Annotated in this window: 14 protein-coding genes and 1 pseudogene; 6 read left to right on the top strand and 9 right to left on the bottom strand. The window is 67.1% G+C overall.

Features of this window, described 5'->3' with window-relative positions; all coding sequences use genetic code 11:
- Positions 1–30 precede the first annotated feature (30 nt).
- The 7 genes and pseudogenes from ACTOQ2_RS42890 to ACTOQ2_RS42920 form a co-directional block, all read right to left on the bottom strand.
- Positions 31–420: a hypothetical protein gene (locus tag ACTOQ2_RS42890; protein WP_440107621.1), complete on the bottom strand. Its 390-nt coding sequence runs from the start codon at positions 418–420 to the stop codon at positions 31–33.
- Between the two features lie 201 nt (positions 421–621).
- Entirely contained in the window at positions 622–981 is a 360-nt protein-coding gene (locus tag ACTOQ2_RS42895) for a Rieske (2Fe-2S) protein (RefSeq protein WP_440107623.1), read from the bottom strand.
- Positions 981–3533 (bottom strand): nitrite reductase large subunit NirB, encoded by a 2553-nt coding sequence (gene nirB, locus ACTOQ2_RS42900; RefSeq protein ID WP_440107625.1) that lies wholly within the window; start codon positions 3531–3533, stop codon positions 981–983. The genes ACTOQ2_RS42895 and nirB overlap by 1 nt, the downstream gene beginning before the upstream one ends.
- 359 nt (positions 3534–3892) lie before the next feature.
- Positions 3893–5962: pseudogene (locus tag ACTOQ2_RS42905) on the bottom strand (molybdopterin oxidoreductase family protein); the annotation flags it as partial.
- Between the two features lie 108 nt (positions 5963–6070).
- Positions 6071–6280: a hypothetical protein gene (locus ACTOQ2_RS42910; RefSeq protein ID WP_440107626.1), complete on the bottom strand. Its 210-nt coding sequence runs from the start codon at positions 6278–6280 to the stop codon at positions 6071–6073.
- Between the two features lie 38 nt (positions 6281–6318).
- Positions 6319–6552: a hypothetical protein gene (locus ACTOQ2_RS42915; RefSeq protein WP_440107628.1), complete on the bottom strand. Its 234-nt coding sequence runs from the start codon at positions 6550–6552 to the stop codon at positions 6319–6321.
- Positions 6553–6759: 207 nt separating this feature from the next.
- Positions 6760–8028 (bottom strand): hypothetical protein, encoded by a 1269-nt coding sequence (locus ACTOQ2_RS42920; protein ID WP_440107630.1) that lies wholly within the window; start codon positions 8026–8028, stop codon positions 6760–6762.
- 755 nt (positions 8029–8783) lie between these two features.
- Here ACTOQ2_RS42920 and ACTOQ2_RS42925 point away from each other — a divergent pair.
- From ACTOQ2_RS42925 to ACTOQ2_RS42935, 3 genes are all read left to right on the top strand, one after another.
- Positions 8784–8930: a hypothetical protein gene (locus ACTOQ2_RS42925; RefSeq protein WP_440107632.1), complete on the top strand. Its 147-nt coding sequence runs from the start codon at positions 8784–8786 to the stop codon at positions 8928–8930.
- A gap of 630 nt (positions 8931–9560) precedes the next feature.
- Positions 9561–16202, top strand: a complete 6642-nt coding sequence (locus tag ACTOQ2_RS42930) for a polymorphic toxin-type HINT domain-containing protein (RefSeq protein WP_440107634.1) — start codon at positions 9561–9563, stop codon at positions 16200–16202.
- A 26-nt stretch (positions 16203–16228) separates the two neighbouring features.
- Positions 16229–16729 carry a hypothetical protein gene (locus ACTOQ2_RS42935; protein WP_440107636.1) on the top strand — a complete coding sequence of 167 codons (501 nt, stop codon included), beginning with the start codon at positions 16229–16231 and terminating at the stop codon, positions 16727–16729.
- A 362-nt stretch (positions 16730–17091) separates the two neighbouring features.
- Here the strand turns inward: ACTOQ2_RS42935 and ACTOQ2_RS42940 are convergent, their stop codons facing one another.
- Positions 17092–18126, bottom strand: coding sequence for a tyrosine-type recombinase/integrase (locus ACTOQ2_RS42940; protein WP_440107638.1), 1035 nt, complete (start codon positions 18124–18126; stop codon positions 17092–17094).
- 281 nt (positions 18127–18407) lie between these two features.
- Here ACTOQ2_RS42940 and ACTOQ2_RS42945 point away from each other — a divergent pair, with 281 nt between their 5' ends.
- Positions 18408–19358, top strand: coding sequence for a hypothetical protein (locus ACTOQ2_RS42945; RefSeq protein ID WP_440107640.1), 951 nt, complete (start codon positions 18408–18410; stop codon positions 19356–19358).
- Positions 19359–19403: 45 nt separating this feature from the next.
- Here ACTOQ2_RS42945 and ACTOQ2_RS42950 read toward each other — a convergent pair whose 3' ends face one another.
- Positions 19404–19562: a hypothetical protein gene (locus tag ACTOQ2_RS42950; protein WP_440107642.1), complete on the bottom strand. Its 159-nt coding sequence runs from the start codon at positions 19560–19562 to the stop codon at positions 19404–19406.
- Positions 19563–19635: 73 nt separating this feature from the next.
- On the opposite strand from ACTOQ2_RS42950, the gene ACTOQ2_RS42955 reads away from it, so the two are divergent.
- Together ACTOQ2_RS42955 and ACTOQ2_RS42960 are read left to right on the top strand one after the other, a co-directional pair.
- Positions 19636–20118: a transposase gene (locus tag ACTOQ2_RS42955; protein WP_440107643.1), complete on the top strand. Its 483-nt coding sequence runs from the start codon at positions 19636–19638 to the stop codon at positions 20116–20118.
- Positions 20010–20402 (top strand): transposase (locus ACTOQ2_RS42960; protein ID WP_440107645.1); only part of this gene is annotated, 393 nt, incomplete at its 3' end. The genes ACTOQ2_RS42955 and ACTOQ2_RS42960, both read left to right, overlap by 109 nt.

Raw genomic sequence — 20402 nt, forward strand, 5'->3', positions numbered from 1 at the left:
CGCGCCCGTCCGATCACCGCGGTGGGCGCGTCAGAATCGAGTGCCGCGATCACGTCGTGCATCGTCGTTCAGGGAGGGGGTCCCGGTAGTAATGGCGGAAAATCCAACGAATATGGGTCTGACCTGCATCGATAGAGCTGCCCATCGTTCCGCGATCATGTTTCCCAAAGAGTCTCCGCAGGTCAGCAGCAACATCGTTGGATTCACCGCCATTACTACCGGGACCCCGACGACAGCGCGCTTGAGCTCGGTCACCGCGCTGGCGAACTCGCTGTAGGCGGCCAGATGTTCCTGGCGTAGCCGCTCCTCGCGCGCGACCGCCTCAGCCCGTATGGCGGTCCGCTGTTGGAACAGGTAGGTGCTGAAAGACCCCAGCAGGGTCCCCAGGACGGCGATTAGGCTCCCCAGAGCAGCGCTCACCCGCAAAGTTGACCATACCCGGCGCCCGAGCCCAAGCCCGAAGAAAACGAATCATCCTTCTCGCCCCCGGCCCAAAGGATGGCCGATGCTTGCCGCCGGTTAAGTCCTACGCGTCCGCCGTTCACCGACATCGGAACGGTGGATGGCGGCAGTGCCCGAACAGGCGATTCGCTCCCCGGGACGGTGCGCCACTCGCGCACGTTATCCGGTACATCGCCCAGAGGTAGAGGTGAACGCAGCCGCCGGCCGGACCAGTACGAGTTGGTCGTCGGCGTCCACACAGACCGGGTAGACCGTGAGTGGCGGCTGCCCGGTGGTGGAGCACCCGGTGCCGAGGTCGAAGGTGTGCTGGTGCAGCGGGCAGACCACGAGCCGCCGGTCGATCAGCCCGTCGGCGAGCGGGCCGCCGGCGTGCGGGCACACGGCGGACACAGCGCGGACACTGCCGTCGCGGAGCCGGAAGACGGCGATCATGAGGTCCCCCACGGCGTACGCCCGGCCCTCGCCGACCGGGATCTCGTCCAGTGGCCCGAGCCGGTGCCCGGTCGTCATGCCAGCCATCACGCCTCCCGTTCCGGCGAGGACGATGGGCCGGCCACCGCCGAGCCGACCGCCGGCACCACCGGCCCTGGAGTGCCGACCGGTACGGGCTCCCGCACCGGCACCCTCGGCTGCTCGATCAGCGGCAGCGATGGGCGGAACTGTCCGGGTGTGACCGGCGCGGCCCGTTCCCGCCACGGATCCCGGTACGCCGCCACGGCCCTCGCCATCGCGGCGTCCAGAGCGGCGGCGATGCCGTCGGAGTCGTCCACGACGATCCGGCGGATTCGCTCGATGCCGACCCTCGGGACGAACGCGTATGTGCGTTCGAGCCAGTTGGCGTTCTCCCGGTAGTACTGGAGGAACCGCCCGGTCAGCGTGATCACCTCGTTGGCGGAGCCGACGGTGGCCAGCAGGTCGCCCTTGCGCACGTGGGCCCCGGCCGCGCCGCCGACGTAGATCTCCCACTTGCCGCCGTCGATGGCCACCACACCCAGGTCCTTGACGTATGCCTCGGCGCAGTTGCGCGGACAGCCGGTGACGGCCAGCTTCATCTTGCCCGGCCCCTCGACGCCCTGGTAGCGCTCCTCGATGGCGATGCCGAGCGCGGTCGAGTCGCCCACTCCGAAGCGGCAGAATTCTGAGCCCACGCAGGTCTTCACCGTGCGGAAGCTCTTGCCGTACGCGTACCCGGACGGCATGTCCAGGTCGGCCCAGATCTCCGGCAGGTTCTCCTTCGGGACGCCGAGCAGGTCGATGCGCTGGCCGCCGGTCAGCTTCACCATCGGCACGCCGTACTTGTCGGCGACGTCGGCGATCCTGCGCAGCTGGGCCGGAGTGGTGACACCACCCTTCATCTGCGGCACCACGGAGAACGTCCCGTCGCGCTGGATGTTGGCGTGCACCCGGTCGTTGATGAACCGGGCGTCGCGCTCATCCACGTACTGGTCGTCCCACATCATCTTGAGCAGCGACGCCAGGCCCATCTTGCTCCTGGCGTCCTCCTCGCCGCCCGGCGCCAGCGTGGCGAACACCGCCGAGACCGACTTCAGCCCGCGCTCGCGGATGACCCTCATCAGCTCCGGCTTGGGCATCGGCACGCCGGGGACGTACCAGGAGGCCGCGGGGTCCTCCTCGATCGCTCCTCCGGCGGCCCACTCGACGATCTGCGTGACCAGGCCCTTGCAGGTGCCGCAGCCCTTGCCGGCCCTGGTCTGGTCCACCACCCCGGTGACCGTCTTGACGCCGTCGGCCACGCAGGCCGTGATCATGCCTTTGGAGACGCCGTTGCAGTTGCAGACCTGGGCGTCGTCGGCCAGCTCGGCGGCGCTCACCTCGGCGGGCGGCGCGCCGAGGTCGAACATCAGCTCCAGCCGTTCCTCCGGCAGCGGCAGCCCGCGGTCGAAGGCCTGCATCAGGAATGCGACCTTCCTGACGTCACCGATCAGGGTGGCGCCGACCAGCCGGCCGTCCCGGATGATGACGCTCTTGTAGACGCCCTTCTTCCGCTCACTGAAGACCAGCGTCTCGTCGTCCTCCCGCTCCGGCTCCTTCAGGCCCATCGCCGCGACGTCGACACCGGCCACCTTGAGCTTCGTCGCGACCCGCGAGCCGTGATAGGCGGCCAGCGGGTTCCGTCCCGTGATGTGGTCGGCCAGCACTCTGGCCTGGTCCCACAGTGGCGCGACCAGCCCGTACGTCTGGCCGCGGTGCTGCACGCACTCGCCGACGGCGTAGATGTCCGGCTCGTCCAGGCAGCGCATCTGGTCGTCGACGACGACGCCGCGCTCGACCTCCAGCCCGCTGACCTCCGCGACCTCGACGTTGGCCCGGATGCCGGCGGCGACCACCACCACGTCGCACGGGATGTGCCGGCCGTCGGCGAGCTTGATGCCGGTGACCGTGTGCTTGCCGAGGATCTCGGTGGTGCGCGCGCCGGTGACCACCTCGATGCCGAGCCGTTCGACGCCGCGCCGCAGGATCTCGCCGGCCTGCGGGTCGAGCTGCGCGTTCATCAGATGCCCGGCGGCGTGCACCAGCGTCACGTGGCTGACGTGGTTCTGCAGGCCGCGCGCGGCCTCCAGGCCGAGCAGGCCGCCGCCGATCACCACGGCGCGTTCGTGCTCGCGGGTGTACCGCATCATGGCGCGGGTGTCGTCGAGCGTGCGGAACGCGAAGACGCCCTGGTGGAAGCCGCGGCCGGGCCGGCTGATCCCGGGGATCGGCGGGATGTGCGCGCGGCTGCCGGTGGCGATGATCAGCTTGTCGTACGGCGTGACGGTGCCGTCGTCGGCGTACACCCGCTTCGCGTACTTGTCGATGCGGGCGATCCGGCGGCCGGAGTGCAAAGTGACGCCGTTGGCCGCGTACCACGCCAGGTCGTTGAGGAAGATCCCGGACTCCTCCTCGACGCCGGCGAGGACGTTGGACAGCATGATCCGGTTGTAGTTGCCGTACGGTTCGTCGCCGAACATCGTGATGGTGAACTGATCGCCGCCGCCGCGGGCCAGGATCTCCTCGACGGTGCGGGCGCCGGCCATCCCGTTGCCGATGACCACGAGTCGCCGCCTCATCAGACCTCCATCAGGCCCAGATCGGCCACGACCATCCCGGCGACCCCCGGCGGAGCGGAGAGGTAGAGTTCCACGGCCGTGCCGGATTCGAGGTCCTCGACGACGCGCAGCGGGATGTGAACGTCGGACTTCGCGCCGATCGGGAACCAGCGCATCGGCTTGCCGTCGCGCATCAGCACCACACAGATCAGCTCGTCGCTGGAGTTGCCGCCGCGGAAGTAGACCGCCTGGGCGACGGTCCCGGCCGGTACGACGTAGCTGAGCGCGCCGTCGACCGGCACCGGCTGGTCGAGTCCCTTGCCCTCGAAGGTGAACACGCCTTGCAGGAAGCGGGGTGTGGAATGCACTTGTCTGGTCCCTTCGTCGATGGAGGCGATCGCGACCGCGCACGCCTTGAACGCGGGCATCTTGGAGTGCGGGTCCAGGGCCGGGTTGGTGAGCAGGTTGGCGCCGACCCAGTGGAAGGGGGCGAAGACGGTGTCCGGCCGGATGCCGGGATCGAGCCTGGCCCGGAACACCGCCCGGCCGCGGCGGCTGCGCAACTCCACCATGTCGCCGTCCGCGACGCCGTGCCGGCGGGCCAGATCGGGGTGCATCTCGGCGCGTGGTCCCGGCAGGGCGTCGGCCAGGGCGCTCACCCGCCTGGTCTGGTTGCCGCTCTGGTACTGCTGCATGTTGCGGCCGGTGGTCAGCACGTACGGGTAGTCGCGGTCCGGCAGCTCGTCCGGGTCGCGGTGCTCGACGCGGACGAACCGGGCCCGGCCGTCGGGCGTGGGGAAACGGTCGGCGAACAGCCGCGGCGTACCGGGATGGTCGTCGGCCGGGCAGGGCCAGAACACGCCCTGCTCCGCCTCGATCCGCTCGTAGCTGATGCCCGCGTAGTCGGCGATCCCGCCCGCGCTGGCCCGCCGCAGCTCGTCGAAGACGGTGCGCGGATCCGCGCTGAAGTACCGTCCCCGGCCCAGCAGCCCGGCCAGGTCGGTCAGCGTCTCCAGGTCGGTGCGGACCCCGGGCGGCGGCGACAGGGCCCGCTTGCGGCGCAGCACGCGACCCTCCAGGTTGGTCATCGTGCCCTCCTCCTCGGCCCACTGGGCGGTCGGAAGCACGACGTCGGCCATGGCCGCGGTCTCGGACAGGAAGAGGTCCGAGACGACCAGCAGGTCGAGGGCGTTCAGCCGGTCGGCGACCCGGTTGGCGTCCGGCGCCGAGACGACGATGTTGCTGGCCAGCACGAGCAGCACCCGGACTCCGCCGTCGGTGCCGAGACGGTCGAGCATCTCGTACGCGGACCTGCCCGGCCGCGGCAGCTCGTCCGGGTCGACGCGCCACACGGCGGCGACGTGCGCCCGTGCGGCCGGATCGTCCAGCCGCCGGTAGCCGGGCAGCTGGTCCGCCTTCTGCCCGTGCTCGCGGCCGCCCTGCCCGTTGCCCTGCCCGGTGATCGTCCCGTACCCGGAGTACGGCCTGCCGACCAGGCCGAGGGCCAGGGCCAGATTCAGGTACGCCTGGGCCGTGTCCGTGCCGTTGCTGTGCTGCTCAGCGCCGCGCGCGGTGAGGATCATCGCTGGGCCGCCGCCGGCCAGCAGCCGGGCCGTCTCGCGCAGGCTCGCCTCAGCCACCCCCGTCATCCGCTCCACCCGGCCCGGCCAGTACGGATTGGTCGCCGCGCGGACGGCCTCGAAGCCGGTGGTCCGGTCCCGGATGTAGGCGTCATCGATCAGGCCCTCGCGGATCGCTATGTGCAGCAGGCCGTTGGCCAGCGCCAGGTCCGTGCCGGGCAGCGGTTGCAGGTGCAGGTACGCGTCGGCCGCGGTGGCCGTCCTGCGCGGGTCCACCACGATGTGTTTGGCGCCGGCGGCCCGCCCCGCATGCAGGTACTGCATGGACGGCGGCATCGCGTCCGCCGGGTTGGCGCCGACCAGCAGCACGGTCCGGGCCTCGGCGATGTCCGCCACCGGGAACGGCAGCCCCCGGTCCACCCCGAGCGCGCGGTTGGCCGCGGTGGCCGCCGACGACATGCAGAACCGGCCGTTGTAGTCGATCGCCGACGACCGCAGCGCCACCCGGACGAACTTGCCGAGCGTGTACGCCTTCTCGTTGGTCAGCCCGCCTCCGCCGAAGGCGCCGACGCTGTCAGGGCCGTACCGCCGCTGTGTGGCCCTGATCGTGTCGGCGACCAGCGTGAGCGCCTCGTCCCAGCCGGCCTCCTGCAGGGGGCTCGTACGGTCGCCGGGCACCTCGCGGACCAGCGGGGTGAGCAGCCGGTCGGGGTGGTGAAGCAGCTCGGCGGCCGTCCAGCCTTTCACGCACAGCCCGCCCCGATTGACCGGGAAGTCGGTCGGGCCCAGGCGGACCGACCCATTCTCCGTGGTCAGCGCGATCCCGCACTGCAGAGCGCAGTAGGGGCAGTGCGTCTCGGTGGCCCGCATGTCGCGCATGCTCGCAGCGCGTTGTTACCCGAGGGCTCCTGCGAAATGTCGGCCAGGTTGACAACATTTACACGGTCGCGCAAGCGAATGTGAGTCGCGACGGCGGGTTCAGGTCTCGAAGCCGACGAGGCGGACGATGAGATAGCTCTCACCTTCGGGCACCGGCGGGAACGGACCGTTCACCACAGCGGGTTCGATCACCTTGGCCGGGATCAACGGCGCCGCCAGGCGACTGCGGTAGGCCAGCACCTCCGGCAGCTTCTGCATCGCCGCCAGGATCGGGGCTCCCTCGACGTTCGCGCCGAACGCGACCACCACAGGTAGAAGGGCCTCCGGGGGGAGGCTGAGTGCAGGAATCAGCGGTACGCCTTGCGGCCGAGGGGTGCCCGGGGTTGCGCAGCCGGGGCCAGCTGGAGGGGGACCTCGGCGTCGCCCAGGTGGGTCGCGGCGCTGTGCCGCAGCTGGTGCAGATCGAGGCCTGCGTACTTGTCGAGCAGGGCCCGGGCGCGGTCGTAGCCCAGGCGGGCGCGGCCGGTGTGCGGGCAGATGTCAGCGGCCGCGGGCCGACGGGCCAGGACGGGGCGGCGCATCGACAAGAACAGCGGGCCACTGGTGGGCCCCCCGCTCGGGTCGCCGTCACCAGGGGCAAAGTGGAGCGTTCGCATAGATCAGAGCCGTCTCAGAACCATCTCTCAGAACGTTCCGGTTGTGAGAGGAGTGCTGCGAATGGTGACCTGGGTGAATGCCTCACCGAACGAGGACAGCGCTGACCTCGCACAATCGTTCGTTTCTGCGAATCACCCACCGTCACCGCCGTCACACAGAGCTACTTTGCCCCTGGTGACGCCGACCAGAGTGGGGGGCCCGCATACCGGTACCAGCATCGCCAACCGATCCCGGGCGCCGACCGGGTCCCCTGTCTCTCCCACCCAGTTGGCAAGAGCACCGCGGATCTCCAAGGTGACGGGGTGCTCGGGGCCCCGTACTTGTTCGACCAAGGGGAGCAGTGCCGCGAACCGATCCCGCGCGCCGGCCGGGTCGCCGCCTTCCCCGCTCCAGCGGGCAAGGCCGAAGCGGGCATCGCAGGTGAAGGGGTGCTCGCCGCCCACGGTTTGCTCCAGCACCGGCACCAGCGCCACGAACCGACCCCGGGCATCGGCCGGGTCGCCGCTTTCTCCGCTCCAGCGGGCAAGGTTGACGCGGGCGCTCACGGTGATGAGGTGCTCGCCGCCCAGAGCTCGCTCCAGCACCGGCACCAGCGCCGCAAACCGGTCCCGAATCTCAGCGGCCGGAGTTCCTGCTTCCCCTGCCCAAAAGGCAAGGTTGACGCGGGCGTTCAAGGTGACCGAATGCTCAAGGCCCAAGGCCCGCTCCAGCACCGGCACCAGCGCCGTGAACCGGTCTCGGGCCTCGGCGGCGTTCCCCGCCGATCCGACCAAGCCGGCAAGGTTGGCACGCACGTCCAGCGTGGTGGGGTGGTCGGGCCCCAGCAACCGTTCGGTCATCGGTTCCAGCGCCGCCAACCGATCCCGGCCCTCGGCGATGTTTCCTACCGCTCCGAGCAAGGTGGCGAGGTTGGCGCCGACGGTCAAGGTGTCGGCGTGTTCAGGACCCAGAGTGTCGTGCATGACGGCATGACGCCGGCGTTGCAGGGACAGGGCGGCGCGGTACTCCCCCCTGTCGTACAAATACTCGATGACGGGATCCATGGCGGCAGAGTCGAGAGCCAAGACGGCGCGGGCATGCGGAAGCAGGCTCGCGTAGACCGGCCAGGAGGAGGGATGCCCGGAGTCGCGGGGAAGCGCCGCTCGCAACAAGGCGGCCGCGGTGGCTTCGCAGGAGGCGCGCTCGTCCTCGGTCAGTCCTGCCACGATGACGGCCTGGACCTGGCGGTGCACCCTCACCAGCAGACCGTCCGGCGATCGGTCAATCACGCCATAGGAGACCAGCAGGTCCAGCGCGCCGTCCACAGCGCCATCCACGGCGCTGTCCTTGGCACCCTGGAGCCCGTTCAACACCGCGCGCGGCAGGTCTGCGGAGGCGTAACAGACCAGCACGCGCAGCACGCGGACCGCCAGGGGGGGCAGCGTGCTCGATCCGTGGGCACGTCAGCGCCCACACCCGGGCCACCGCCCCACCGGCTTCCGGGCTGCCCTCGGCAGTGGTGCGCAGCAGATGCAGGTAGCTGGCCAGGTTCACATCAGGGGTGTTGGCGATGTAGGCACCGGCCAGCCGAAGCGCCGATGGTGATCCTTCCAGCGCCGCGGCCAACCGTCCGGCCTGCTCCTCGGCCTGCGCGCGGTCGGGGCCGGCTGCGGCACCGACCGTGGACAGCACCAGTTTCACCGCGTCCACCGGGGACAAAGAAGTCAGCACACCCCAACCCTGTCGCCGCTGGACGATAGCCCACCACAATGTCGCATATCCGTTACCTCACACGCCCCAGCCGCCAGGTTGAACCAAGCCGGCGGGATGGCCCGCTGCCCCACCACCCCGCCGCTCGAAGCCAAGGCAGCGTGCCACGTCACGCACCCCTGGGCCGACACCTATCCGCAGTCGGCCCGACGCCGGCGACGGGAGGCGGCCAACGGTTCAAGATGGGTCGCTACGCGCCCAGCAGCGCGGCGACCAGTGGCTGGCCGTCCACGGCAAACGCCTACTCGCCGCCGCCCACCACCTGCCAGCGCACGCCGAGCGCGTCGCCGAACACGGCGATGAGGACTTCACCGACGGCCTGACCGAACTCGCCGAAAGCCTCGCCACCCTCTCAGCGGCCGCCACCGACCCCACCCAGCCGATCCCCGCCGCCGACATCACCCGGATGCGCTTCATCGCCGCCCGACTCCGGGTGATCCTGCACGAGATCACCGCACCCCACCTCGCCACCCTGCGCGCCGAGCTCGCCCCAGTCCTGAGCGAGCTGACTGCCCTGACCGGCCAGCACGCCACAGTGACCACATACACCTGACCTGCCCCTCGGGGGCAGACTCCGCCGTCGCCCGTCGCTCATTGACTGCTGCCGATGCGCGCTCCAGCGTTTGGCAGCCAGTGTGGTACGCGCAGATGGTTGGTTGCCGATGAGGTAGTTGGATCCGTCGGCGGCAACTGCACCGTCGGTTGCGCCCGAGCGGTCAGACATTTCGGACAGTTACTACAGGTTAAATCGGCATCACAGCGCCTCGCACAGGGGCATCCACCAGCTCATTCAAAGATGGACTTACTTATAAGCACCTCTAATTTCCTCTCAAAGCCTTCAGGAAATACATTTCCGGTCTTTGACGTGACGTAAGTCACATTTTCGGATTTATTGGACTCTGCCTGATTGGCTCGCGCTCACAAATGTGATCTTGACCAGGATTAACAAGGTCTCGACGTTGGAGCAGCACGGCGGACCGTTGCCCCACGTATCTGGTAAGCCACTTTCCAGTGGGTTGACCGCTCTTGTCATCTCGATCAACATCCACGGTGATCGTCCTCATATTTGCTCTTTATCTGCTCGCCGACGCGTGACGGCCCCAGGTTCGGGGTCTGCGTCAGCGTGCCTGCGGAAGGGTTCGAGATGCGGGTTCGGCACGCGCGATTTCGTCTGATTGCCCTAGTGATCGGGGTAATGATGGCGGTTTTGATCTCCGGAGTGGGAGTTCCCGAACGCCTGGTTCAACCAGCGGCCGCGGCCGTTCCCGCCTCCGATCCCGAACCGTCGGTGGACGGGCGCGTCGTGCCGAAACCCAAGGCCGACAAGGGGGCCGAGGACAGCGCGCCGGTGGTGAAGCCGAAGCCCCCGGTGTGGCCCAAGGCGGGCAGCGCCAAAGTTGAAGTGACATCGACGTTGGCGCGGGCCGGTGAGCTACCGGTCCGGATAGGGGCGGCGGATGCCGCTGCCGATGTTGGCACGGTGAAGGTGCAGACGCTGTCAGCCGAGACGGTGCGCACGCTGGGCGGAGTGGGAGTGGCGGCCCGGTTCGAGCGGGCCGATGGAACGACGGCGCCGGGGAAGGTGCGGGCGGAGTTCTCCTACGCGAGCTTTCGCGACGGGTTCGGCGGTAACTTCGCCGGCCGTCTGCAGATCCTGCGACTGCCCGCCTGCGCCGTCCAGACGCCGCGCCCGCGCGGCTGCGTGATCCAGCCGCAGGTGGTGAAGACCTCGAACGACCTCAAGGCCGGTGTGCTGGTCGCCGACGTCGAGGTCGGTCAGAGCACGCCGGCCAAGGTGCCCGCTGCGGCGAGGGGCGATGCGAAAGCCGCGGCCAAGGCCGCGGCCGAGGCGACGGCGGCTAAGCAGCTCGCCGAAGGCTCGGTGTTCCTGATGGCCGCCGGTTTGACCGGCCCGGACGGCAACTTTGGCGCCACCGATCTCAAACCGTCGGGCACCTGGCAGGCCGGCACCTCCGGCGGCGGCTTCAACTACGACTACCCGCTGCCCGAAGCGCCCGCACCAGCCGGCAACGGACCGGACCTGTCGCTGGGCTATGACGCCTCCTCCGTTGACGGGCAGGGGGACTGGACCAACAACCAGTCCAGCGCGGTAGGAGCGGGCTGGGAGCTGAACGCCGGGTTCATCGAGCGCCGCTTTCGCCGCTGCGTCGTGGACAACTTCTACAACGAGGAAGCCGACCTGATCTGGACGGCCCAGGAGACCGGCAGTTTCGGCAAGGCGTTGTGCTGGGAGTCGCCGGATGCCAACGACAACGACGCCTCCACCAACGACATGACGCAGTCGGAGCTGGTGCTCAACCTAGGCGGCCGCTCGGCGCAGATCGTCAAGGACCGGGTCTCGGGCTCGTGGAAGACAGTGCCAGACTTCGGCTGGAAGATCGAACAGCTGACCGGCGGCGCCGACAGCCAGGCGTACTGGCAGATCACCTCCACCGACGGGCAGGTCTCCCGGTTCGGTTTCCGCAAGGACGCCCAGTGGCAGGTGCCCTATGTCGGCAACGACTCCGGCGAGCCGTGCTACGACCGCTACCTGGCCGATGCGATTCCGCCGACCTGTACCGGGGTGTGGCGCTGGAACCTGGACCAGGAGATCGACGCCGATGAGAACGTCATCGACTACACCTACGAGCGCGAGACCAACTGGTTTTGCCTGCCTGGCTGTTTCCACGAAAGCTACCGAGTGCTGCCCTATGACCGCGGTGGGTTCCTGACCAAGGCCGAGTGGGGACACAACACCCAGGTGGCCGGAAGCGTACCGACCGCCCGCACCACGCTGAGCACTGCCGACCGGGGCACCACCGACGTGCCGACCGACCTCAGGTGCACTGTTCAGGTGGGCTGCACCAACGGCGCGCTGGCCTTCTACTCCACCCGCAAGCTGAACTCGGTGCTGACCGAGTCGCTCAACGCCAGCGGCGGCTGGGATCCGGTGGACCGCCTGGATCTGAGTTACGCGTGGGTCTACACCCGCACCGACTTTGGCGCACCGTATGACCCGGTGCTGTGGCTGGATACCGTGCAGCACACCGGCCTGGCCGGTGGAGACTCGGCCACGCTACCGGCGACCGACTTCGACGCGGTGATGCTGGCCGGGAAAATGGTCTACGACGACGCCTCGGACTGGACGCAATACCTGTCGTGGCGGATGGTGCCGCGGATCGGCGCGATCGCCAACGGGATGGGTGGACGCGTCGAGGTCGCCTACGGCCAAGCTGATCCGTGCTCGGGCGGCAAGGGCCGCGACGGCACCAACTACCATGCCGACCACGTCGGCGACTGCTACAAGATCGACATGAGCGAGAGCGGCAACGAAGCCTGGACGCTGTACTACAAGCAACTGGTTACCAAGGTCACCGAAAAGGACATGGTCGCCGCCTCCCCGGACATGGTCAACGCCTACGAGTATCTGGGCGCGCCGGGCTGGGCCTCACCGGTGGAGTACGCCGAGCCCGGCCTGTCACCGCCCTCGACCGACTGGCGCGGGTATGCCACCGTGCGCACCACCCAGGGCTCGGGCACCGACGCGACCGGCTACACCGTCACCTCCGCCACCTTCCTGCGCGGCATGGGAACCACCGTCACCAACTTCGAAGGCGGCACGGTCAGCGACGTCCGTGCTCTGCAAGGGCAGGTGTTGCAGGAACAGTCATGGAAACTGACCACGCTGAGCCCACGTGCCTTCGCCGAAGTCGACGGAACGCGGTATGAGTATTCAGTTGTCGCGGCCGGTAGCGGTCCCGGGGTACATGACCCGGTCAAGGTGCTGACCACCCGCGAGCGTGATCGTGAACTTCTCGCGAGCGGTTCGTGGCGCTACACCGATGAGAAGACCGCCTACAACGCCGACGGCCTGCCCAGTAAGATCAATGACTACGGTCAAGACGGCGTCACGACCGACAACTCGTGTATGTCAATCACCTATGCCCGCAATACCGATCCGGGACAGTGGATGATCGACTATCCGTCGGTGACGGAGAAACGGGTCGGGGACGACTGCGCGACCGGGACGCTGATCGGCAAGTCGATCGCGCTGTATGACGGCGGCACCGATCCGGCTACTAACAAACCCACCGACGGCAACGTCACCGAGAGCCGCTCCTATGCAAACACTGGCACAATCTTGGCGGCAAAGGCGACCTACGATGAGTACGGCCGCACCTTAACCAGCGTGGATCCGCGAGGCAAGACCACCACGACCGGCTACAGCCCAGCTGTGGGCTGGCCGCACACCGGGATCACTGTTACCAACCCGCTCAGTCACACCATGACCACGCGTACCTCCCACACACATGGCGGCGTCGTCTCGGTAGTCGATGCCAACACCAAGAAGACTGAGATCGACTATGACGCGCTGGGCCGGTCGGCCAAACTGTGGGGGCCCGCCCAACCGCGCAGCGGCGGCACGCCCACCGCAACCCTCGCTTACCAGCTGACCGGAACCGTCCCGGCCAAGACCACGGTCAATCGCCTCCTGTCAGGTACTGGCAGCGGCGCCAAGTGGTTGACCTCGCACGCCTTCGACGACGGGTTCGGCCGTCAGCGCGAGGTCCAGGCCACCTCTCCGGCCGGAGGACGGGTGGTGAACGTCACCACCTACGACGAGCGCGGCCTGGTGGCGGCGGTGTCCGAGCCGGTGCACAACGCTTCGACGGCCGGATCGGGGTTGCTGAATCCGGCACTGACCAGCCTGCCGCAGTGGTCCAAAACTCTCTACGACGGGCTAGAGCGGCCGGTCGCCGACGTCGACTACCACCTGGGCACCGAACTACGCCGCGCTACCACCGCCTACCCCGGCGCCGACCGGACCGAGACGATCCCGCCGGTGGGGGCGAAGACCGTCAGTGTGCTGGACGCCTTCGGCCAAGCGGTCAAGGTCGAGGAATGGATGGACGCGACCACCCATCACGACACCGCCTACGCATACGACCTGGACGGCAACCTCACCACGATCACCGACGCCAAGGGCAAGATCCGCACCTTCACCTTCGACTGGCTGGGTCGGCGCACCGCCTCCACCGACCCCGACGCCGGGGCCTCCTCCTCCGGCTACGACGCGGCCGGAAACCTGATCTGGAATATCAACGGCAAGAACCAGAAGGTCTCCTACACCTATGACGACCTGGGACGGCGGGCCACCCAATGGGGCGGGGAGGTGAGCACTGGCACCAAGCTCGCCGAATGGACCTACGACACCCTGGCCAAGGGCCGACCGACCGCGGCGATCCGCTACACCGGCGGCCAGGCCTACACCCAAACTGTCACCAGTTATGACGCCGACTACCGTCCCACCGGTTCCAAGGTGACCATCCCCGCCACCGAAGGACTACTCGGCGGCGAGTACACCCTTACCTCCGGCTACGACGCCGCAGGCAACCTCATCGAACAGAACCTGCCCGCCGCCGGCGGCCTGACGGCCGAGAAGCTCACCTTCGGCTACAGCGACCTGGGCCTGCCCAAGACCCTCACCTCCAACCACGGCGGCGGCTTCACCTACGTCAAGGACACCACCTACACCGCCACCGCCCGCCTCAACGACCGCACCCACGGCGCCAACGGCCAGCTCAAACGAGCCCTAACTTGGGATGACGCCACCGGTCTGCTCAAGCGGGTCACCACCACTACTAAGGCCGACACCGCCGCCCCGGTCACCGCGCAAAACGACGAGTTCTTCTACAACACCGCCGCCCAGATCACCCGGATCCTGGACGCCGCCTCCGCCGTCCCGAACGGCACCGCCGGACAGTCGGAGTGCTACACCTACGACGCCCGCCGCCGCCTGAGCACCGCGTTCACCACCACCGGCTCCTCTTGCGCGAGTCCCGCCGACGGCTTGGGCCTGGATCCCTACAACCAGACCTACAGCTACGACGCGGTCGGCAACATCACCTCTCTGAGCGAGGACGGCCAGGCCGCCACCTACACCTACCCCACCGGGACCGTTCGTCCGAACGCGGTCACCTCCATCACCCGGCCCGGTGGCACCGACACCTACAGCTACGATGCCGCCGGGCAGATGAACAGCCGCACCGTCGCGGGCAAACAGGCCACCTTCGACTGGGATGAACTCGGCCAGCTCACCCAAGCCGTCGTCGACGGCCAGCAAACTTCCATGGTCTACGACGCCGTCGGCGAACGCTTGATCCGCCGCGACCCCGACGGTGCGACCACCCTGTACCTGGGGGCGATGGAACTCACCCTGTCCGGCGGAGCGGTCAGCGCAAAGCGCTACTACGCCGCTGGCGGCGCGGCGGTTGCAATGCGCACCTCCGCCGGTGTCACCTGGATGCTGTCTGGTCTGCACGGCAGCAACCAACTCGCCATCAGCGATGCTACTGGCCAAATCAGCCGCGAGCGCTATACCCCCTTCGGTAAACGCCGCGGCGGTGACGACCTGCCCTTCACCGACCGCGGCTTCCTTGGCAAAATTGAAGACGCCTCAACCGGTCTGACGTACTTGTCGGCCCGCTACTACGACCCGGCCATCGCCAAATTCATCAGCCCCGATCCGGTGTTCAACCCGCTGATCCCGGCCTCGCTCAACCCCTACACCTACGCCGGCGACGACCCGATCGGTCAATCCGACCCTAACGGTCTGTGTCGTCCAGATTACTGTCCACAACGCGCTGGCGGCCTGCGTCGGCTGGCCGAAAAGGCTAAAACCAAGGCGGAGAAGAAGAAATACGAAAAACTCGCCCGCAAGGCCGAGAAGGACGAGGCAAAGCGTAATAAGCGTCAGCAAAAGACGCACAAGGAGTCTCAGAGAAAAGCGAACCAAGAGCATTTCCAGCGTGCGAGGAAACGCGCTTTGGACGCGGCGGCCAAGAGAAGACCCGAGGGTTTTTCGTCATCCTTTTGGTGCGCGATGGGAACCCAAGAAGAGTGTGACGTAGCGAAGGAAATTGACCGTAGGTTCCGGAAGGCAGGCGTTACTCCAAGCGAAGCCCTGCTTAACGGTAATATGCACTCACCTTTGGGATTAAAGGCGAAGCGCGGCGGGAAGAGCCCCGCCAGCGGCTGCAAGAGCAGCTTCGTACCCGGGACCAAGGTTCTCATGGCCGACGGCTCTCTCAAGCCGATCGAAAAGATCAAAGTCGGCGACAAAGTCCTCGCGACAGACCCAGAAACCGGTAAGACCGAGGCCAAGCCCGTAACCGCTCTGATCGGCAGTTCAGGCGAGAAGCGGCTTGCGCAGATCAGCGTAACCACAGGCAAGGGTAAGTCCAGCAAGACGGGAACGGTTCTGGCAACTGACCGCCACCCGTTCTGGGTAGAGGATGAGCGTCGCTGGGTCGATGCGGGGCAGCTTCAGCCGGGAATGTGGCTCCGCACTAGTGCGGGTACGTTCATCCAGGTAACGGTGATCGAGACTCGGCTTTCTCAAAAGCGGCGCGTTCACAATCTCACCATCGCCGATATTCACACATATTATGTTTCCTCTGGCAACCATGATATTTTGGTCCACAACGCCGGAATCGGCGGCGACTGTGAGCCGAACTGGAGTTACAAGAGTGTAAAAAGCTTTGGGCATACATTCAGTAAGCATGGTGCCGGAAAGAAAAATACCAGGAGCCTTACTGACGAAGCGCGAACTAAGCAAGAACCACAAGGACAGTGGTTGGACAACGAGGCTGCCGCGGATTTCCTGAAAGGAATGCATATTCCAGGTGCTGGATTCAGGAGTGTTCGCCTGCCGGACGGTCTTGGGCAAGTGGTTATGCCTGACGGTTCGATTAGACCCGCAAGGCACGCCACATTGGTTCCAGGAAAAAACGGGGCATACAAGAGTGCGTATCCGACCCCTTGAAAGATTCATATGAAGTGGTGGTGGTGATGTTCAGCATTGCCCTGCATATTCCCTCAGAAGTCCATCCTCGGAGGCAGAAAAGCAATTTATGGGATGAATCAGAGGAGTTCGAGGCATTGGTACTGCTCGGTTGCAATCTTGTAGCTGAGACGGGCTGCCATTTTTGGGTCGGCGGCTTCGGGCAGGACGAATGGCCTGTGAGTCTTCCTTATGACCTGGCCGTAGTCTTGGAACAGTTACCTGAACTCCTTTTAAATATCCGGAAGAGAAAAGAAACGGAGCTGGATTTTTACTCGCAAGGATTGCAAAGAGTCCTTGATTTTTCTCCGAGTGACGAGGGGTGGAAAATTAGGTGCCGCTCGGGAACCAACTGGGTCCCGGATCCAGAAATCGAAACTATCACCAGCTCTCATCTCGAGTCCTCTTTAGTGAAGCTTGCTGAAGATTTTGTTTCGATCCTGCGTCAACTTGCCCCAAGAATCGCAGAGGCGCCGCCATTCTCCGCTTGGGCTCGCGGCGTGATATAAAAGTATGTTTATAATAATTCTGATGAGAGCCGGCCTATCGACTCTCATTAGAATCATTTAAGGTGAGCCGTCCGGTAAGGCTCAAACACTCGTCAATTGCATGTTGCACCGGCTTCTTCTACGCCCATCCTGACCATCCACGGCAACTTCGTAAGCTGGCCGGGAGGCTGGCGATGCGGCGGGCGTGGCCGCTGCCTTCGGAGACCTCCTCACAGACTGCTTACAGATGCTAAGCCTCGACCATCCCGATACCTTGACCACCCGGCATGACCTGGCGCTGGCGGGAGCCGGCGGGGTTCGCATAGATGATCGGGTAGCAAGCGATTACATGATGCCCGCAAAGCTCGGCATCGAGCACCAGTTCAACGCGGCCGTTCAGACCGTTTCGCCGTCAGTAGTCGAGGGCGCGGTCGACCAGTTCTGCGACTTCGATGGCCGAAGCGCGGAAGTAGCGGGCGGTGGTTTCCGATGGAGGTATGGCCGAGGAGGGCTTGGATCTGGACGTGATCGGCTCCGCCTTCGCGTAGCCGGGTGGGGTAGGTGTGGCGTAGCCGGTGCGGGCGCAGGCCGGGCAGGCCGGCGTCCTTGCCGACAACACGGACCATGTCGGTGACGCCGTCGACCAATAGTTCGGCGCGTATCTGCAGCCAGGCGGTCAGCCGTTCGCGGGCCGGGACCGGCAGCGGGACGGTCCGCACCTCGTCGCCCTTGCCGTCCAAGCGGGCGGTGCCGCTGCGCGCGGTGATGGGGACGTCGGCGACGCGAAAGCGCTGGCATTCCTCGGCGCGGGCGCCAGCGCCGAGCAAGACGGCGATGAGGGCTGCGTCGCGGGGGCCGCGCCGGTCGGCGGCACGGCGCACCGCGTTCTCCTGCGCCCGCGACAACGCATCCGGCGCGCCGGGCTTGGGGACCCGGGCGCGCTTGACCGCCAGGCGCAGCGCGGGTCCGTGTTCATACAGCAGCGTCACTGCGGCCAGTGCCTGGTTCACTGTCGCCGGTGAGGCGCCCGCGGCGAGCAGGTGGCGGCGCCAGGCGGTGACGGCGGCTTCGGCGCCGACCAGGTCGACGAACGCGTCCGCGTGCTCGGCCGCCCGGGCGAGCAACCACTTCCGGTAGGCCAGCGCCTGGCGCCGGTAGGCGGTCACCGTGTTCTTCACGAGCGCGCACCGATCCAGATGCGTACCGAACGCGGCCAGCGCCATCTCCGCTGCGGCCGCCACCGACCCCGGCTCACGACCGGGCCGGATCGCCACCACGTTGCCCGCTCCGGACCCACTCTGATCGGTGATGCGGTTGTCGACTTGGCCACCGTCCCGCCCGCCATCGTGATCGTCAACCAGATTTCCGGTCTCGCTGCCGCCACCGTTGTTGGTCTTGCTGTCGGTGCTCGCGGTCACCCTTCGGACCTCTCTCCTTATTATCCGGGGAGTTTTTCCGGCGTAGCCGTGCCGCTGCCTGGTGTTTATCCAGGGAGATCCCACTCAGACTCCCCGGATAATGTGACTTATCCAGGGAGTCACGGGACGGCGAGACGGAGGCACCTGTCAACGGGTCGTTGACGCGCGAGTGGCGGTGGTGCGATCCTGCCCAAGGAGTTTATCGTGTCAACGGGGTGTTGACATAATGGGATGGTCGCGCCGGACGGGTGAAGCCAGCCGCTCGACGAAGAGGAGAGCTCGTGAGTCGTTCGGCGCAGGTTCGCCGGTTGGTCGCCGCGCTGGAGCGGGTCGCCGAGGTTGCCGTCGAGGCCGACTACAGCGGTCGCGGCGAGCAGTGGGTGCTGCACTGGGGCAACGGCCCCACCACGACCACGATGCGCACCCACCTGACCGGCCTCACCAGACGCACCGGCCTGGCGGTGGAGCTGTTCAAGCTGTCGCGAACCGTCCAAGACAACGCCCTGGCGCTGCAGGCGGTGCGCCACCTGCGCACCACCCGGCCCGGCCCCGACCGCTACGCCTACGAGGCGGCGCTGGCCGGCACGATCGAGCGCGCCGCCCACGGCAGCGAGTACCCCGACCGGCCGCAGGATGAGCGCGAAACCGTCCTGGCTGGGCGGCTCCTGGCCGCAGAAGGCAGATACACCAGCCCCGAGCGCCTGGCCGAGCGGTTGCTGCGTCCCGGAGGCGGGCTCGCCGCTCTGCTGGATGACGACCTGCAAGAGGCGCGGCCTGGGGATCGGCTGTGGGCGGCCGAATACCTGACCAACCACTACAGCACCCCAGAACACCAACACGACCACCAGCACAGCAGCCGGCACGACGACCGCGATGACGACCGGCCTGATGGGTTCGGTGGCGAGCTTGGCACGGCCGAGCAGATCCGCGCCTGGCAGCGACACCTGCAGACCGCACCAGCCCCCGCCCTGCTGGCTGCCGCGGCCGCCGATGCCGAGGCCGGGCCGGGCGTGCGGATCGCCGCCCTTACGCTCGCCTCCCAGGTAAGGGCCGAATTGGAGGCGATGCTCGCCCGCCACGACCACACCGAACTGGCGCTAATTACCGGGCTGCGAGCTGAGGGCACGGCGTGGGCTCAGATCGGCCGCGCGCTGGGCACCACCCGTCAAGGCGCCGCTCAACGCGCCGACCGCCTCACCACTCGCGTCAATGGGGCGTTGACAGAACAGTGAACGGATGATCTTTCTGCATATCCGTGCTTCACTCGATCAGATCGATCAGTGTTCACGCCGCCGGATGCCGAACAAGCGCCGCCACCACGAGGAGCGCGAGCTCTCGGCAGTACGAGCCGCCACATAGTTGTCTCGTACTGTCCGGGTCGTCGGGTGGTCGGCGCCCAGCACCCGCTCGCAGTCGGCCAGCGTTGCTTCATGCACGGTGATCGCCTCGGCCACCCGGCCTGCCGACTTACAGCGTGTCCTACATGGTGGGTGAGTCGTTGAATCCACCATGGACAGCGGGCAATGGGACTGGATCGTCCCGGCGGGGTTGTGGGATGTCGCGCGGCCGTTGCTGCCGGCGGCCCGGGTGCGCCCGCAAGGCGGCGGGATCATCGGTGTGGCTGATGAGGCGGTGTTCGCCGCGATCGTCTACGTGCTGGTCATCGGATGTGCCTGGCGGGCGCTGCCGCCGTGTTTCGGAGCGTCGAAGTCGACCGTGCATCGCCGGTTTGTGATCTGGTCGCGGGCCGGAGTCTGGGCGCGGCTGCACCAGGCCGTCCTGGACCGGCTCGCCGACGATGATCTGCTGGATGTGTCGCGCGTGGTGCTCGACTCGGCGCACGTGCGCGCCAAAAAGGGGGCGAACACACAGGTCCTTCACCCGTGGACCGGGGCAAACCCGGTTCCAAGCTGCACGTTCTGTCGGATGCGGCCGGACTGCCCCTGGTCGTCGGCCTGTCCGCAGCCAACATTCACGACAGCCGCCAGTTGAAGCCGATGGTGCTCGCCCTCCAATCGAGACAACGCTCTGTCCAGGGCCGGTATCGCAAGCCCGGCAAGCTCCATGCCGACAAGGCCTACGACCATCCTGAGCTGCGGCGATGGCTGCGCGGCAAGCGCATCGGGGTGCGCATCGCCCGCAAAGGCGTCGAATCCAGCCAGCGACTGGGCCGCCATCGATGGGTGATCGAACGGACCATGTGCGCCGCGAGGCGCTCTGTTGCATCCCCGGCTGAGCCGGGAGGAACTTGGAGGGAGGTTTCTGGGTCGAATGGC

Origin of the sequence: Streptosporangium sp. H16, assembly GCF_051918855.1 — a bacterium.
GTDB lineage: Bacteria > Actinomycetota > Actinomycetes > Streptosporangiales > Streptosporangiaceae > Streptosporangium.